At 58.8% G+C, this 15,965-nt stretch carries 13 protein-coding genes and 2 pseudogenes; 10 read left to right on the forward strand and 5 right to left on the reverse strand.

Translation table 11 applies throughout. From position 1 onward, the window contains the following. Positions 1 to 100: 100 nt before the first annotated feature. Both V0R60_RS09365 and V0R60_RS09370 read right to left on the reverse strand, forming a co-directional pair. Positions 101 to 520: a DUF3010 family protein gene (locus V0R60_RS09365; RefSeq protein WP_330079219.1), complete on the reverse strand. Its 420-nt coding sequence runs from the start codon at positions 518 to 520 to the stop codon at positions 101 to 103. A 7-nt stretch (positions 521 to 527) separates the two neighbouring features. Next, positions 528 to 935, reverse strand: a complete 408-nt coding sequence (locus V0R60_RS09370) for a lysozyme inhibitor LprI family protein (RefSeq protein WP_330079220.1) — start codon at positions 933 to 935, stop codon at positions 528 to 530. Positions 936 to 1,218: 283 nt separating this feature from the next. Between V0R60_RS09370 and V0R60_RS09375 the strand changes: the two genes are divergently transcribed. From V0R60_RS09375 to etfB, 6 genes are all read left to right on the forward strand, one after another. Further along, positions 1,219 to 2,196, forward strand: coding sequence for a dipeptidase (locus V0R60_RS09375; RefSeq protein WP_203543777.1), 978 nt, complete (start codon positions 1,219 to 1,221; stop codon positions 2,194 to 2,196). A gap of 74 nt (positions 2,197 to 2,270) precedes the next feature. Further along, positions 2,271 to 2,801, forward strand: coding sequence for a DUF5943 domain-containing protein (locus V0R60_RS09380; RefSeq protein ID WP_136474119.1), 531 nt, complete (start codon positions 2,271 to 2,273; stop codon positions 2,799 to 2,801). A gap of 15 nt (positions 2,802 to 2,816) precedes the next feature. Continuing rightward, positions 2,817 to 4,877 (forward strand): dimethylglycine demethylation protein DgcA, encoded by a 2,061-nt coding sequence (dgcA, locus tag V0R60_RS09385; protein ID WP_330079221.1) that lies wholly within the window; start codon positions 2,817 to 2,819, stop codon positions 4,875 to 4,877. A 114-nt stretch (positions 4,878 to 4,991) separates the two neighbouring features. Further along, a complete protein-coding gene (gene dgcB, locus V0R60_RS09390) occupies positions 4,992 to 6,941 on the forward strand; it encodes a dimethylglycine demethylation protein DgcB (protein ID WP_330079222.1) in 1,950 nt (649 codons plus the stop codon). Beyond that, the gene (gene etfA / locus V0R60_RS09395; protein WP_330079223.1) at positions 6,941 to 8,164 is read left to right on the forward strand and encodes an electron transfer flavoprotein subunit alpha; all 1,224 of its coding nucleotides are present in this window, start codon (positions 6,941 to 6,943) and stop codon (positions 8,162 to 8,164) included. The genes dgcB and etfA overlap by 1 nt, the downstream gene beginning before the upstream one ends. 14 nt (positions 8,165 to 8,178) lie before the next feature. After that, entirely contained in the window at positions 8,179 to 8,949 is a 771-nt protein-coding gene (etfB, locus tag V0R60_RS09400) for an electron transfer flavoprotein subunit beta (RefSeq protein WP_330079224.1), read from the forward strand. Between the two features lie 627 nt (positions 8,950 to 9,576). Here etfB and gbcA read toward each other — a convergent pair. Beyond that, a complete protein-coding gene (gbcA, locus tag V0R60_RS09405; protein WP_136474124.1) occupies positions 9,577 to 10,869 on the reverse strand; it encodes a glycine-betaine demethylase subunit GbcA in 1,293 nt (430 codons plus the stop codon). Positions 10,870 to 11,152: 283 nt separating this feature from the next. Here gbcA and gbcB point away from each other — a divergent pair, with 283 nt between their 5' ends. Continuing rightward, the gene (gbcB, locus tag V0R60_RS09410) at positions 11,153 to 12,253 is read left to right on the forward strand and encodes a glycine-betaine demethylase subunit GbcB (protein ID WP_136474125.1); all 1,101 of its coding nucleotides are present in this window, start codon (positions 11,153 to 11,155) and stop codon (positions 12,251 to 12,253) included. 24 nt (positions 12,254 to 12,277) lie between these two features. Here the strand turns inward: gbcB and V0R60_RS27145 are convergent, their stop codons facing one another. Then, positions 12,278 to 13,150 (reverse strand): methyl-accepting chemotaxis protein, encoded by an 873-nt coding sequence (locus V0R60_RS27145; protein ID WP_371922303.1) that lies wholly within the window; start codon positions 13,148 to 13,150, stop codon positions 12,278 to 12,280. Then, positions 13,133 to 13,903: pseudogene (locus V0R60_RS27150) on the reverse strand (MCP four helix bundle domain-containing protein); the annotation flags it as partial. The pseudogene V0R60_RS27150 and the gene V0R60_RS27145, both read right to left, overlap by 18 nt. A gap of 274 nt (positions 13,904 to 14,177) precedes the next feature. On the opposite strand from V0R60_RS27150, the gene V0R60_RS09420 reads away from it, so the two are divergent. From V0R60_RS09420 to V0R60_RS26950, 3 genes and pseudogenes are all read left to right on the forward strand, one after another. Continuing rightward, complete coding sequence (locus tag V0R60_RS09420; RefSeq protein ID WP_136474127.1) at positions 14,178 to 14,408, forward strand: hypothetical protein; 231 nt, start codon at positions 14,178 to 14,180, stop codon at positions 14,406 to 14,408. Then, complete coding sequence (locus tag V0R60_RS09425) at positions 14,405 to 14,707, forward strand: cell division protein ZapA (RefSeq protein WP_136474128.1); 303 nt, start codon at positions 14,405 to 14,407, stop codon at positions 14,705 to 14,707. The genes V0R60_RS09420 and V0R60_RS09425 overlap by 4 nt, the downstream gene beginning before the upstream one ends. A 199-nt stretch (positions 14,708 to 14,906) precedes the next feature. Next, positions 14,907 to 15,935 (forward strand): annotated as a pseudogene (locus tag V0R60_RS26950) (HAMP domain-containing protein); the annotation flags it as partial. Between the last annotated feature and the right edge of the window lie 30 nt (positions 15,936 to 15,965).

Raw genomic sequence — 15,965 nt, forward strand, 5'->3', positions numbered from 1 at the left:
GGCCTGCCTCAGGAAGAGCGGCCTGGGAGTGACTTTGTCGGAACCTGCCGAGCACTTTCAGCAGCATGTTTTTCCATGCGCCGGGACTTTGGGACGAGCCTCAGCTGTGTTTGAGCAACAACGCACAGGCGCTCTTGTAGGCTTCGTGCTGGTACTTGTTCAGCGAGCCTGGCAACTCGAAATTATGTTTCTTGGCTTGCGCACTGACGGTCTGTGGTGAGACCAGTTCCACCGTACAGTTATCCAGCAGTTGCAACACGCCTTCGATCTTGAAGGTTGTCGGGCCACCAGCGAAATCGCCTTTCTTGCTGCGCTTTTTGATCGCCAGATGGCTGATGCCGTGCTCGGCAAAAAAATGTCGGGCCTGATTGGCGAAGGCTTTGACGTTTTCCGCCAGTTCGTCGTTTTCCAGCGCGATCTTTTTTGTCGCCAAGGCAACATGCACCGGATTGGCGCCGTTGAGCGTGGCGACGGCGAGCAGCGCCTCGCTGCCTTTGATTTCAATTCCGCAGATTTTCATACTGTTCTCAATCGGAGTCCTGCAGCCCCAGGGACTGCAAGTATTCAGAGCGGTCGTCGCTACGCTGCGCCAGGCAGGTGTTCAGTGCCGTCTCGAAGGATTTACCCGGGGCCTGGTCGAAGGTTTCGACTTGGCAGTCGGCGTCACGTAGCTTCTTCCAGAGGTTTTGTGCGTTGCTCAAGCGTTGGCTGACTTCGCTGATCTTCGTACCCTGGCCAGCGTATTGTGCCTTGATCCGGTCCAACAGGTCGGCAAGCGCGGCGTTGAGCTCCCGTTCTGCGCTGGTGCGGCTGAACAGTGCGCAGTCATAGCTTTGCTGGTCGGTCTCGACGTTGTCACACGGAGTACTGTCCTCTTCAGTGGCGTTAGCCCCCAAGGCCAGCGTAGCGAGCAACAGCCCAATTATCGTTTTCAAGCAGACATCCTCCCCCGGAACATGAAGACGAATTCTCTCTCAGCACCTTGCGAAAGAACAGTATTGGTGAGCACCGATAAGCGTATTTGGGGCGACCCATGCAGACTGCGGCGACGGCGCTGGTGAAAATGAGGTGCAGCCCTGCGAACTCCCCCCCTTTGACGCTTTCGGCAATTCCCCTGTCGTTTTTGCATCGGGGCGACCTGATCCCTAGGCATATGCTGGCCCTAAAGCGCCGGCACAAGATTTGGCGCAACCCAACTCAAAAAAAGGGGACCGCCTGATGAGCCCAGCCGAGTTACACGCCGACAGCATCGTTATCGACGGGCTGATTATTGCCAAATGGAACCGTGAGCTGTTCGAGGACATGCGCAAAGGTGGCCTGACTGCCGCCAACTGCACGGTGTCGGTATGGGAGGGCTTCCAGGCTACGGTCAACAATATTGCTGCCAGCCAGAAACTGATCCGCGAGAACGCCGACCTGGTGATGCCGGTGCGTAGCACTGCCGATATCCGCAAAGCCAAGGAACTGGGCAAAACCGGGATCCTTTTTGGCTTTCAGAATGCTCACGCCTATGAAGACCAGATCGGCTACGTCGAGGTGTTCAAGCAGTTGGGCGTCGGTATCGTGCAGATGTGCTACAACACCCAGAACCTGGTCGGCACCGGCTGCTACGAGCGTGACGGAGGCTTGTCGGGTTTCGGTCGTGAAATCGTCGCTGAGATGAACCGTGTGGGGGTCATGTGCGACCTTTCCCATGTCGGTTCCAAGACTTCCGAGGAGGTCATTCTCGAATCGAAAAAGCCGGTGTGCTACTCCCACTGCCTGCCCTCCGGGCTCAAGGAGCACCCGCGCAACAAGTCTGATGAGGAACTGAAGTTCATCGCCGACCATGGTGGCTTTGTTGGCGTGACCATGTTCGCGCCGTTCCTGGCCAAAGGCATCGATTCGACCATCGACGATTATGCCGAAGCGATCGAATACACCATGAATCTCGTGGGTGAAGACGCTATCGGTATCGGCACTGACTTCACTCAGGGCCATGGCCAGGACTTCTTCGAGTACCTGACCCATGACAAGGGCTACGCCCGTCGTCTGACCAGCTTCGGCAAGATCATCAACCCGCTGGGGATTCGCACCGTAGGCGAGTTCCCCAACCTCACCGAGACCTTGCTCAAACGCGGCCATAGCGAGCGCGTGGTGCGCAAGATCATGGGCGAAAACTGGGTCAACGTTCTTAAAGATGTCTGGGGCGAATAAGCCGCCAGTCACCGTCTTGCACCCCTGCCACCAGCGCAGGGGCAGCCAACCAAAATTTCTGGAGTTGAGTTTCCATGGCCAAGATCGCCCCGCAATTGCCTATCGAAGTCGACAGCGAAACCGGTGTCTGGACCAGCGATGCCCTGCCCATGCTCTATGTGCCACGGCACTTTTTCGTCAACAACCACATGGGTATCGAGGAAGTACTGGGTGCTGATGCCTATGCCGAAATTCTCTACAAGGCTGGCTACAAGTCCGCCTGGCACTGGTGCGAAAAAGAAGCTGAATGCCATGGCCTGGAAGGCGTAGCGGTGTTCGAGCACTACATGAAGCGCTTGTCGCAGCGCGGCTGGGGGTTGTTCAAGATCGAGGATATCGACCTGGAGAAAGGCACCGCCAGCGTCAGGCTCGAGCACTCGGCATTCGTCTATGTGTACGGCAAGGTCGGGCGCAAGGTCGACTACATGTTCACCGGCTGGTTTGCCGGGGCCATGGACCAGATCCTGGCAGCCCGCGGTAGCTCCATTCGTACGGTCGCCGAGCAGGTCTACGGCGGTTCGGAAGAAGGCCACGATGACGGCCTGTTCATCGTCAAGCCGCTGTAAGTCGAGGATTTCTCCATGGCTTTCGAAGCAATGTTCCAGCCGATTCAGATCGGCAAGCTGACCATCCGCAACCGCGTGCTCAGCACCGCTCACGCCGAGGTCTACGCCACCGATGGCGGCATGACCACCGCGCGGTACGTCAAATACTACGAAGAAAAAGCCAAGGGCGGCCTTGGCCTGGCTATTTGCGGCGGCTCCTCGGTAGTGGCCATCGATAGCCCGCAGGAATGGTGGGCGTCGGTGAACCTGTCCACTGACCGCATCATTCCGCACTTTCAGAACCTTGCCGATGCCATGCACAAGCACGGCGCCAAGATCATGATCCAGATTACCCACATGGGCCGTCGGTCGCGCTGGGATGGCTTCAACTGGCCTACCCTGATGTCGCCTTCGGGCATTCGCGAACCGGTGCACCGTGCCACCTGCAAGACCATCGAGCCGGAGGAAATCTGGCGGGTGATCGGCAACTACGCCCAGGCAGCACGCCGGGCCAAGGAAGGCGGCCTGGATGGCGTCGAGTTGTCGGCCGTGCACCAGCACATGATCGATCAGTTCTGGAGCCCACGGGTCAACAAGCGTACCGATGAGTGGGGCGGCAGCTTCGAAGGCCGGATGAAGTTTGGCCTGGAAGTGCTCAAGGCGGTGCGTGCCGAAGTGGGGCCGGATTTTTGTGTGGGCATGCGTATCTGTGGTGACGAATTCCATCCGGATGGCCTCAGCCACGAGGACATGAAGGAAATCGCCAAGTACTACGACGCCACTGGCATGCTCGATTTCTTCGGAGTGATCGGTTCAGGTTGCGACACTCACAACACCCTTGCCAACGTTATCCCCAACATGAGTTATCCACCGGAGCCGTTCCTGCACTTGGCGGCCGGGATCAAGGAAGTGGTCAAGGTTCCTGTTCTGCATGCGCAGAACATCAAAGACCCGAACCAGGCCACACGTATTCTTGAAGGCGGCTATGTCGATATGGTCGGCATGACCCGCGCCCACATCGCCGACCCGCACTTGATCGCCAAGATCAAGATGGGCCAGATCGATCAAATCAAACAGTGTGTCGGTGCCAACTACTGCATCGATCGCCAGTACCAGGGCCTGGATGTGCTGTGTATTCAGAACGCCGCTACCTCCCGTGAGTACATGGGCGTGCCGCACATCATTGAAAAGACCACCGGGCCCAAGCGCAAGGTGGTTGTAGTAGGCGCAGGCCCTGCCGGGATGGAAGCGGCGCGGGTATCGGCCGAGCGCGGCCACGACGTGACCCTGTTCGAGAAAAAGGATGCCATCGGCGGCCAGATCAGCATTGCCGCCAAGGCCCCGCAACGTGATCAGATCGCCGGTATCACGCGTTGGTATCAACTGGAGCTGGCGCGCCTGAAGGTCGATTTGCGCCTGGGCACTGCCGCCGACATCGATACTATTCAGGATCTACGCCCGGATGTGATCGTGTTGGCGGTGGGTGGGCATCCATTCCTGGAGCAGAACGAACACTGGGGTGCGGCTGAAGGGCTGGTGGTCAGCAGTTGGGACGTGCTCGATGGCAAGGTTGCACCGGGCAAGAACGTGTTGGTCTACGACACCATTTGCGAGTTCACCGGCATGTCAGTCGCCGACTACCTCGCTGACAAAGGCAGCCAGGTCGAGATTGTCACCGACGATATCAAGCCGGGCGTGGCCATCGGCGGTACGTCGTTCCCGACCTATTACCGCAGCATGTACCCCAAGGAAGTGATCATGACCGGCGACTTGGCGCTGGAGAAGGTCTACCGCGAGGGCGACAAGTTGGTGGCGGTGCTGGAAAACGAATACACCGGCGCCAAAGAGGAGCGGGTGGTGGATCAGGTTGTGATCGAGAACGGTGTGCGGCCAGACGAGGCGCTCTACTACGGTCTCAAGGAGGGTTCGCGCAACAAGGGCCAGATCGATGTCGAGGCACTGTTCGCGATCCAGCCGCAGCCGATCCTCAGTCAGGCGGGCGATGGGTATTTGCTGTATCGCATCGGTGACTGCGTGGCGCAGCGCAACACGCATGCCGCGATCTACGACGCCTTGCGCCTGTGCAAGGACTTCTGATCCCCTGTGGGAGCGGGCTTGCCCCGCGATAGCGGTGTGTGACCTTCATGGCTATCGCGGGACAAACCCGCTCCCACGGTGTTTTTTAAAGCGCGATTGCTGTGGGAGTTTCCCATGTTGAACACCCTGATCCCCATCCTGTTGTTCGCAGCCCTGGGCCTGGCGGTCCTCGGCGCCTTGCGGCGTGTACGGATGTGGCGCCAAGGCCGGCCTTCGAAGGTCGATCTGTTTGGCGGTCTGCTGGCTATGCCACGACGTTACATGGTCGATTTGCACCATGTGGTCGCCCGTGACAAATACATGGCCAACACTCACGTGGCTACTGCAGGCGGTTTCGTGCTGGCTGCGGTGCTGGCCATTGTGGTTCACGGTTTTGGCTTGCATAGCAAGATACTTGGCTATGCCTTGCTGTTTGCCACGGCATTGATGTTTGCCGGTGCAGTGTTCGTCTACAAGCGCCGGCTCAATCCACCCTCACGCCTGTCCAAGGGGCCGTGGATGCGGTTGCCGAAAAGCCTCTTGGTGTTTGCCGCAAGTTTCTTCATTGCGACCTTGCCGGTGGCTGGCATTCTTCCCGAAGGCTTTGGGGGTTGGCTGTTGGTGGCCCTGCTTGGCGTTGGCGTGCTCTGGGGTGTGTCGGAGTTGTTCTTCGGCATGACCTGGGGCGGGCCGATGAAGCATGCATTCGCCGGTGCCTTGCACCTGGCTTGGCACCGGCGCGCCGAGCGCTTCAATGGCGGCCGTTCTACCGGCCTTAAACCCATCGATCTGGAAGACCCTCAGGCATTGTTGGGTGTCGAGAAACCGAAGGATTTCACCTGGAACCAGTTGCTCGGATTCGATGCCTGTGTGCAGTGCGGCAAATGCGAAGCGGCCTGCCCAGCCTTTGCTGCAGGACAGCCGCTGAACCCGAAAAAACTTATCCAGGACATGGTCGTTGGCCTGGCAGGTGGCACCGATGCCAAGTTTGCCGGTAGCCCGTATCCGGGCAAGCCCGTGGGTGAGCACGGCGGCAATCCGCATCAGCCGATCGTCAATGGTCTGGTCGATGCAGAAACCTTGTGGTCGTGCACCACTTGCCGTGCGTGTGTGGAAGAGTGCCCGATGATGATCGAGCACGTCGATGCCATCGTCGATATGCGTCGCCACCTGACCCTGGAAAAGGGCGCGACCCCAAACAAGGGGGCCGAGGTGTTGGATAACCTGATCGCCACCGACAACCCGGGCGGCTTTGCACCGGGTGGGCGGATGAACTGGGCGGCGGATCTCAACCTCAACCTGCTCGCTGACACCCAAAGTACGGACGTGTTGTTCTGGGTGGGTGACGGTGCTTTCGACATGCGTAATCAGCGCACGCTGCGCGCGTTGGTCAAAGTGTTGAAAGCGGCGCAGGTGGACTTTGCCGTGCTGGGTCTTGAAGAACGCGACAGTGGCGATGTTGCGCGGCGCTTGGGCGATGAGGCGACCTTTCAGCAATTGGCCAGGCGCAATATCCAGACCCTGGGCAAATACAGCTTCAAGCGCATTGTTACCTGCGATCCGCACAGCTTTCACGTGCTCAAGAACGAATACGGCGCTTTTGGTGGCGAGTATCAAGTGCAGCACCACAGCACTTACATTGCCGAGTTGATTGGTGCTGGCGCCCTGAACCTGGGGCAGCACAAAGGGGGCAGTGTCACTTATCACGACCCCTGCTACCTGGGGCGCTACAACGGTGAGTATCAGGCGCCGCGTGAAGTACTCCGTGCCCTGGGCATCGAGGTGAAGGAAATGCAGCGCTCGGGCTTGCGTTCCCGTTGCTGTGGCGGCGGTGGCGGTGCACCTATAACCGATATTCCGGGCAAGCAACGGATCCCCGACATGCGCATGGAGGACATTCGCGAGACCGCAGCCGAACTGGTCGCGGTGGGTTGTCCACAGTGCACGGCGATGCTTGAAGGTGTGGTCGAACCGCGGCCATTGATCAAAGACCTGGCGGAGTTGGTGGCCGACGCCCTGCTCGAAGAGCAGGCGCCGAGCAGCAAGCCTGCGCCAGCAAAGCGTGAACCTGCGGAGGTGCACTGATGAGCGACATTATCCGCCGCGATCCACGCGCCGAGTGGATTGCCCGTAATCGTCTGCATCCATTGCATGCGGCCATGCAACAGACTCAGCAGCATAGCTGGATGGGGCCTAACGGCATCATCCGCAAAAATCTTCACGGGATTGGTTTTATCGGCCCTAACGGCATCAAGCGCATTGACCGCAGCGGCGCCCAGCAGGGCACCAGCAACAAGCGAAGTGCTGCCGTGGCGGTGGAGTTGCCGCTGCATCAGGTTACGCAACCGACGTTCTACATTGCTGTGGTCCCGGACATGGTCGGCGGTCGCCTGGGCAGCCACGACCGAGATCTACTGGGGCTGGCGCGCAGTCTGGCGGGTAGTGATGGCGCGGTATTGGCCGTCGTGTTCGGTGAACACAAGGAAAGCAACTTTTCCACAGCCGGTGTTGACCGTCTACTGATCGTCGAGGGTGATGAATTCGCAGGTTATGCACCGGAGCAACTGGTGCAAGGTTTACGCGCTGTGGATAACCAGTTCAACCCGCGCCATTGGCTGCTTCCGGACAGCCGTACCGGTGGCGGCGAGCTGGGCCGGCGCTTTGCTGCCGCCATCAACGAACGACCGGCAACCAGGGTCTGGCAGGTAAAGGAGGGTCAGTGCAGTGGTCGCGCCGGCGCAGGCCAGCAAGATCTTGTTCGTGGCCTGCCGCGGCTGATTCTGGCTGCAGCCGAATGTGCCGATCCGGTCAGCGAAACACGCCACGAAGCCTTGCCTGAACACTTATCCACAAGCGTGGCACGCTGCCTGTCGCGTATTGAAGACCTCGGCCCGGTAGCTGTGGATCCGGCCGCGATAGCCATGGCTGAAGCTGAATTCATCGTGTCTGGAGGCAACGGGGTCAAGGATTGGCAGTTGTTTCATCGCGCCACCGTAGCGTTGGGCGCCACCGAAGGTGCATCGCGGGTGGCTGTGGATGATGGCTTCATGCCGCGCAATCGCCAGGTCGGTGCCACGGGAACCTGGGTGACTGCACGCGTCTACATGGCTGTGGGTATTTCCGGGGCGATCCAGCATCTGCAAGGTATTGGTGCCTGCGACAAGGTGGTGGCAATCAACCTGGACCCTGGCTGCGACATGATCAAACGTGCCGATTTGTCGGTCATCGGTGACAGTGCGGCAATTCTGCAGGCATTGCTCGAGGCTGTGGAAAACTATCGCAACGGCGCCAAGCGCGACGCGGCATAAGGACAGGGTCAGCTATGAACACCAAGGTCATCAGTCTTGTTTCGATCGGTGCTCATCCCAGCTCAGGTCGCACCCGGCGTGCCGAACAGGATGCACGCGCAGTGGAGCTGGGTTTGCAGTTGGCTGGGGATAACTTGCAGGTTCTGCATGCAGGTAATCCACAGGAGCCGGCTCTACGGGCGTACCTGGGCATGGGGCTTGGGCAATTGGATGTGCTGGAGCAGCCCTGCGGGGCCGATGCCCTGGGCGTTCTCGGCGACTATCTGCGAGACGCTGGCGCGCAATTGGTCCTCACCGGAACTCAGGCGGAAACCGGCGAAGGCTCGGGTATGCTGCCTTTTCTGCTGGCAGAGCGTCTGGGATGGCCCTTGGTAGTTGGGCTTGCCGAGGTGGAATCTATCGACAATGGCGTAGCTCAGGTGCTGCAGGCGCTGCCGCGTGGGCAGCGACGTCGGCTGAAGGTGCGCTTGCCGTTGCTGGCGACTGTGGACAACGCCGCGCCCAAGCCGCGTCAGAGCGCCTTTGGCCCAGCCCGCCGAGGGGTATTGGCCGCGCGCCAGGTGGAGGTCGTCGAGGACGCATTATTCACAGATGCCGAGCTGCAACCGGCCAAACCCAGGCCCAAGCGCTTGAAAGTCATCAAAGCCAAAAGTGGTGCCGACCGGATGAAAGCGGCCACGGCCAAGGCCAGTGGCGGCGGGGGGCAAGTGCTCAAGGACGTTACGCCCCAGGCAGGTGCCGAAGCGATACTCAAGCTGCTGGTGGAAGAGGGGGTATTGCGCTGAGCAGTTGCTAACAAAGTCTGTTGGCTGATCTGTGGATAAAGTGTTTGTGTATGGCTGGAAGGCACGCATTGCGTGCCTTTCGGCCTTATGGTCAAAAAACAACCAGGCTAAGTAACGGATTTATCTGGGTTTTCTCTTAGCAACTGCAATGATATTGCCCACAATCGCTGTTGGCGGCTCTGTGGATAATATGTTTGCGTATGGCTGAGAGCCCCGTGGATCAAGGGCTGCACATTGTTGGCTAAAAAACATCCAATTACTGTGTTTGTTCCGTCGATGTCACGATAAATGGTGCGTTTGAGGTGTTATCCACAATCGTTTTTCGCTGCCACGCCGTTTGCACACAAAGGCTGTTGGCCTCTTTGTGGATAAGGTGTTGCCACTCCTCTACATGCCACGTATTTAAAGGCCTGTATTGAATTGATCAAAATTTGATCGAAAAATTTCCTTGGAAAAAACAACCACTTGCTCACATTTGCTGTGGGCTGTCCTGTGGATAAAGTGTTTGCTGTATCGACGCGGCTAGTGGGGCCGGGGGATTGCGGGGATTGGTTGAAATTTGTACAGCATTGCGGGGCTAGCCCACTCCCACAGAAGCCAGGAGCAAGCACACCCCGCGATCAGGCGTTACTGAACAGCCACACCTTTGAGGTAAGGCGCAGGTGCTGCTCCCAGGTTGCTCAGCATGCGCTCGCTGTACCAATCAACGAAGTTCACCACGCCAAATTCGTAGGTCTTGGAGTACGGTCCAGGTTGGTAGGCGGTGGAGTTGATGCCGCGCTGGTTCTCTTCGGCCAAGCGACGGTCCTGGTCGTTGGTGGCATCCCAGACTTCGCGCATGCGTGCCGGATCGTAGTCGACGCCTTCGACTGCGTCCTTGTGTACCAGCCATTTGGTGGTGACCATGGTTTCCTGCGCGCTGATCGGCCATACAGTGAAGACGATGATGTGATCGCCCATGCAGTGGTTCCAGGAGTGCGGCAGGTGCAGGATACGCATCGAGCCAAGGTCTGGGTTCTTGATCCGTCCCATGAGTTTCTGGCAACCCTGCTTGCCATCCAGGGTCATGGACACGGTGCCCTTGAGCAACGGCATGCGCACGATGCGGTTACGCAGGCCAAAGCTTGCGTGGGCGTAGGGAATCTTTTCGGCGTCCCAGGCCGCCGCTGAAGCGGCCACATGGTCCTTGAATGCCTGGTCGGCGCGCGGGTCGGTTACGTCATCCCACTCCAGCAAGGTTTTCAGTAGCTCCGGATGCGACCCACCGCAGTGATAGCACTCGCGGTTGTTCTCCAGCACCAGCTTCCAGTTGGCCTTTTCCATCAAGGTGGTTTGCACCGCCACCTTGGTGTTCTCCATGTCATAGGGCTCCATGTAATGGGTCAGGGTGGCAAGGAAGTCGTCGATGGCGGGTGGATTCTCAGCCAGGCTGATGAAGATGTAGCCCCCGGCGGTTTTCACGTTCACCGGTTTGAGTCCGTACTGCTTCATGTCGAAGTCGGCGCCCATCTCAGTGCCGGCGAACAGCAGGCGGCCGTCCAGCTCGTAGGTCCATTGATGATAGTGGCAGACCAGCTTGGCGACCTTGCCCTTGTCGCTGGTGCACAAGCGTGAGCCACGGTGGCGACAGACGTTATGGAAGGCGTGTACCTGGCCCTCTGCACCACGCACTACGAGGATGGGATTCTTGCCGATCTGCAGGGTGAGGAAGTTGCCCTTGGTCGGGATTTCGCAGGTCATCCCGGCGATCAACCATTCCTTCTGGAAGATCTCTTCCATATCGATCTGGAACAGGCGCTCGTCGCAATAGAACGGCTGCGGCAGCGAGAACGTACGCTCGCGGCTCTGCAGCATCTCGGCAGTCGCCTTGCGCGCAGGTTCCAGTGGATCGCCCAGACTCAAAGTTGCGGTGACGTCCATCGTGTAGGTCCTCGTGGCCAGTGCTGTGGCCGGTGAAAGTGGCTAATCGTTGTTATGGCGACGCAAGGCAATTACAGCAGGATCATTTGCGATGGAGTGTGCGTTCGAAGCGGGGGTGAACCATATCCATGGGCGACATGATCAGATCCGTTTCCGACGCCGCAGCCCTTGTTACAGGGGGCTGGTCGCGATAAGCACGCAGATGTCGCGGATAGGAATGTGTCGAGCATGGCGCTTGAGCAGAATCGCAACCATGAGGCCGCAGTCGGCCGTGGAGATGAGCATGTCCAACACCTTCCTCAATCCGGTCAGCACCCAGACCTGGGCCAACGGCCGCCACATCGTGCGTTGCGTAAAGGTGATCCAGGAAACCTGGGATGTGCGCACTTTCTGTTTCATGGCCGACCAGCCGATCATGTTCTTCTTCAAGCCGGGGCAGTTCGTGACCTTGGAGCTGGAGATCGATGGCGAGCCGATCATGCGTTCGTACACCATTTCCAGCTCGCCTTCGGTGCCCTACAGCTTTTCGGTGACCATCAAGCGGGTGCCGGGTGGCAGGGTTTCCAACTGGCTGCACGACACCTTGCACGAAGGCCAGGAACTGGCGGTTCATGGTCCGGTGGGGTTGTTCAATGCCATCGACTTCCCGAGCCCCAAGGTGCTGTACCTGAGCGGTGGCGTCGGCATCACGCCGGTGATGTCCATGGCTCGCTGGTTCTACGACACCAACGGCAATGTGGATATGGTCTTTGTGCACAGCGCGCGCTCGCCCAAAGACATCATTTATCACCGCGAGCTTGAGCACATGGCGTCGCGGATCGACAACTTCAGCTTGCACATTATTTGCGAGAAGCATGGCCTGGGAGAGCCCTGGGCGGGCTATCGCGGTTATTTGAACCAGAAGCTGATGGAGTTGATTGCTCCGGACTATTTGGAGCGGGAGATTTTCTGCTGCGGGCCTACGCCCTATATGCATGCGGTCAAGCGCATGCTCGAAGGTAGCGGCTATGACATGAGCCGTTACCATGAGGAGTCTTTCGGGGCGACCCCGGCGGAGGTCAAGGCCGATGCGGTGGAGCTTGCCGAACAGGCTGCCGATGCCCCGGAGGTAGACAATGCCGACCTGCATCAGGTCGAGTTCACCGCCACTGGCAAGAGCATTCGCGTGGCGCCTGGCGAAACCGTGCACGCGGCGGCGGCCAAACTTGGCTTGATGATTCCCAAGGCCTGCGGCATGGGAATATGCGGCACCTGCAAGGTGCTCAAACTGGGCGGCGAGGTGGAGATGGAGCACAACGGCGGCATCACCGATGATGATGTCGCCGAAGGCTATATCCTTTCTTGCTGCAGCGTGCCCAAGGGCGACGTGCGTATCGAGTTCTGACTGGGGGCTTTCGCCCCGCGATGATCAGACGCTGAAGCGTGCCACCAGCCCGTTCAGATCAACTGCCAGACGTGACAGCTCGGCGCTTGCCGCGCTGGTCTGGTGGGCGCCGGTGGCCGATTGCACCGACAGGTCGTTGATATTGACCAGGTTGCGGTCTACTTCGCGAGCCACCTGGGCCTGTTCCTCGGCAGCGCTGGCAATGACCAGGTTACGCTCGTTGATTTCGGCCACGGCGCCGGTGATGGTGTCCAGCGCCAGGCCTGCGCCGCGGGCAATGTTGAGCGTCGACTCGGCGCGCTCGGTGCTGTTGCGCATGGAGTTGACCGCTTGTTCGGTACCGCCCTGGATACTGCCGATCATGCGTTCGATTTCGCTGGTTGATTGCTGGGTGCGATGCGCCAGGGCGCGGACTTCATCAGCAACCACGGCAAATCCGCGACCGGCTTCGCCGGCCCTTGCCGCTTCGATGGCGGCATTAAGTGCCAACAGGTTGGTCTGGTCGGCCAGGCCACGAATTACGTCGAGCACCTTACCGATATCGCGAGACTCTTCCGCCAGGTTGCCGATCAGATCGGCAGTGCCCTGGACATCGACACTCATGCGCTCGATGGCGCTGACAGTTTCCAGCACCAGGTCGCGGCCATCACCTGCCGAGCGCGTAGCTTCCTTGGATGCTTCCGAGGTGCTGACGGCATTGCGCGCCACTTCTTCGACGGCGCTGGTCATTTCGGTGACCGCCGTGGCGGCCTGTTCGATCTCGTTGTTCTGTTGTTGCAGGCCACGGGCGCTTTCGTCCGTAACACTGTTCAATTCTTCGGCAGCTGAAGCCAGTTGAGTGGCAGAGCCGGCAATCAGCTGCAGTGTATCGCGCAGCTTGTCTTGCATCTTGGCCATGGCTCGCAGCAGGCGTGCGGCTTCATCATGGCCTTCGGTGTGGATGTTGCGGGTGAGATCGCCTTCGGCAATGCGTTCGGCGGCCTGCAGGGCATCATCGATAGGTTTGACGATACTGCGGGTCAGCAGCAAGGCGCAGCCCAGGGTCAGCACAGTGGCGAACAGCAGCAGGCTGATCACCAGGGTGACGGCGTTGGAATACTGTTCTGCAGCCGTCTGGTTGATCGTACGGGTTTGCTCGGTGTTGATGCTGACCAGTTGATCCATGACGCTGTTGATCTGCTCGGAACTGTTGAGCATGTCGCGGTTGATCAGGTTGCGCAGGGTTTCCAGGTCGTTGTTTTGCGAGGCCAGTTGCATGCGATTTTCCAACTCGCGGTACTGGCCAAGCAACTGCACATATTGGTTATAGGCGGCGCGCTCCTGAGCGCCATAGATAAGCGGTTCGTAGACCTTGCGGGCTTCGTCGATCTGCTGGTTGCGCTGGGCGATCAGATTGCGCGTGTTCTGCAACGTGTCGGCTTCGCGATTGAGTAGCAACCGATAGGACAGGGTGCGCAGGCGCAGAGTCAACTGGGTGAGCTGATCGACGTTGGTAATGCTGGGTACGGTGGAGTTCTCGATAATTTCGCCGGCCTGGCGAATCTTGCTCATTTGGTTCAGCGCAAACAGACCCAGCCCCAGCATCAGCGCGCCAATCAGGGCAAACCCCAGCAGCGCGCGCGGGGCAATATTCATGTTACGAAGGGACATAGTGGTCTTCCGGAGGGGGAAAATAGCGCGCACTTCATGCGACAGATTGAGGATTGCCTTGCCTATCGGTCAACATTTGGCAGACTTGAGGGGTGGATGATCAAACTGTGAGGCAGCAAGCAACTTTCCTGACAAGCGGACATCTGTAGCGGGAACCAGACTGCCTAAGCCAGGTCAATCTGCACCAGGCCGAAGCGTCTAACCCGATATCCCTGGCTAGCACGCGGACTTTTCTTTATCGTGTGCGCCCCCTGAAAAACCCGAGAAGGCAATCATGTTGGAAACTTCCCTCAGTCAATTGGAACAACTCGTCAGCGACCTGGTACAAAAGAATCAGGAATTGAGCGAACGCAACGAGCAGATCAACGCGCAACTGGCCCAGGCCAAGGATGAAAACGAGAGCCTGCAACTGGCGCTGATGGAACAGGAAGAAAAGCAGGGCTCTACTGCTGCACGCATCCAGGCTCTGGTTGAGCGCGCAAGCGCTGGTGCCGTCAACGCATGAGAACTTCAGCACAGCCGATCAATGTCGTGTCGATTCTCGGCAGCGATTATTCGATCAAGGCTCCCGAAGGCCAGGAGCAGGCCCTGGCGCAGGCCGTGCAGATGCTCAACGCCTCGCTGGCCGAAACCAAACGTAAATATCCGACGCTGATCGGTGACAAGCTGCTGGTTCTTGCAGCTCTCAACCTCTGCTCGCAGCAGATCGATCTGCAAGCGCAGCACCAGCAAGCCCTCGACCGTTACCAAGAGCAAGTCAGCGCCACGGTCGATGCCATTGCCCGGACCATCGGCGACAGCTGACAGGCCCCCGCAACTCCCATTTTCTCTTTTGCTCGCTCACTGCCCCGCTGGCAGTGAGCGGCATTGTTGTGGGTCAATGGAATTATTGTATTTCCACCTGTATACAATTGGCCTGGCTATTGCAGCACAAGGCTTATTTACCGGGGGAAGATTCATGCAGTTTTGGCGGCGCAGCATTCAGTGGCAATTGATCGCAAGCATGGGCGCAGCCCTGTTGGTGAGCATTCTTATCGTGGTCGGAATCTACTCGGTGGCCGTCAATCGCCTGACCGAACGTTACCTGGTCGATACCGCCTTACCGGCGAGCATTGAGGCAATTCGTAACGACATCGAGCGCATGTTGAGCCGTCCGTTGACCGCTGCGGCCGACATTGCCAACAACACCCTGCTGCGCGACTGGCTGGCCGCAGGTGAAGACAGTGCCCAAGCGCCACAATTCATTGAGTATCTCGAAGCCTTGCGCCAGAAAAACCAGGCGTTCACGGCATTGTTCGCAGGCACCGAAACCAATCACTACTACAACGAAAAAGGCCTGGACCGGACCCTGAGCCGCAGCAACCCGGCGGACAAATGGTTTTACGGTTTCATCGACAGCGGCAACCCGCGCCTGCTCAACATCGACACCGATGGCAGCACCGGTGAGTTGGCGCTTTTTATCGACTATCGGGTGGAGAAGGCCGGTAAGTTGGTGGGGATCGCCGGGCTTGGCCTGCGCATGACCGAGCTGTCGGAGCTGATCCACAACTTCAGCTTCGGTGAGCGTGGACGGGTGTTTCTCGTGCGCAGTGATGGCCTGATTCAAGTTCACCCGCAACAGGAGTTGAGCGGCAAGAAAAAACTCTCCGAGCAAATCGGCGAGTCCGCAGCCCAGGCTGTTCTGAGCAAGGGTGATGGTTTGCACAGTAGCCGTTTCGAGCGCGATGGCGAGGGCTTCTTGGCGTTGAGCCTGCCGCTTCGCGACTTGAACTGGACCCTGGTTGCCGAAGTACCAGAAGCGCAGATCTACGCTCCTGTACGTGAAACGGTCTGGTTGACCAGCCTGATTGGCGGCGCGGTGGCACTGGTATCGCTATTGCTGGTGGTGTTGTTGGCCCGTGGCATTGTCCGGCCGATTCGTCGGGTAACTGGCGCCCTGTTGGCGATTGGTAATGGGGGCGGTGATCTGAGCCAGCGCCTGGATGAATCGCGCGCCGATGAACTGGGCGATCTGGCCCGTGGATTCAATCGCTTTATTGATAGCCAGCGGACCTTGATTGGC

Origin of the sequence: Pseudomonas auratipiscis, assembly GCF_036324085.1 — a bacterium.
Classification (GTDB): domain Bacteria; phylum Pseudomonadota; class Gammaproteobacteria; order Pseudomonadales; family Pseudomonadaceae; genus Aquipseudomonas; species Aquipseudomonas auratipiscis.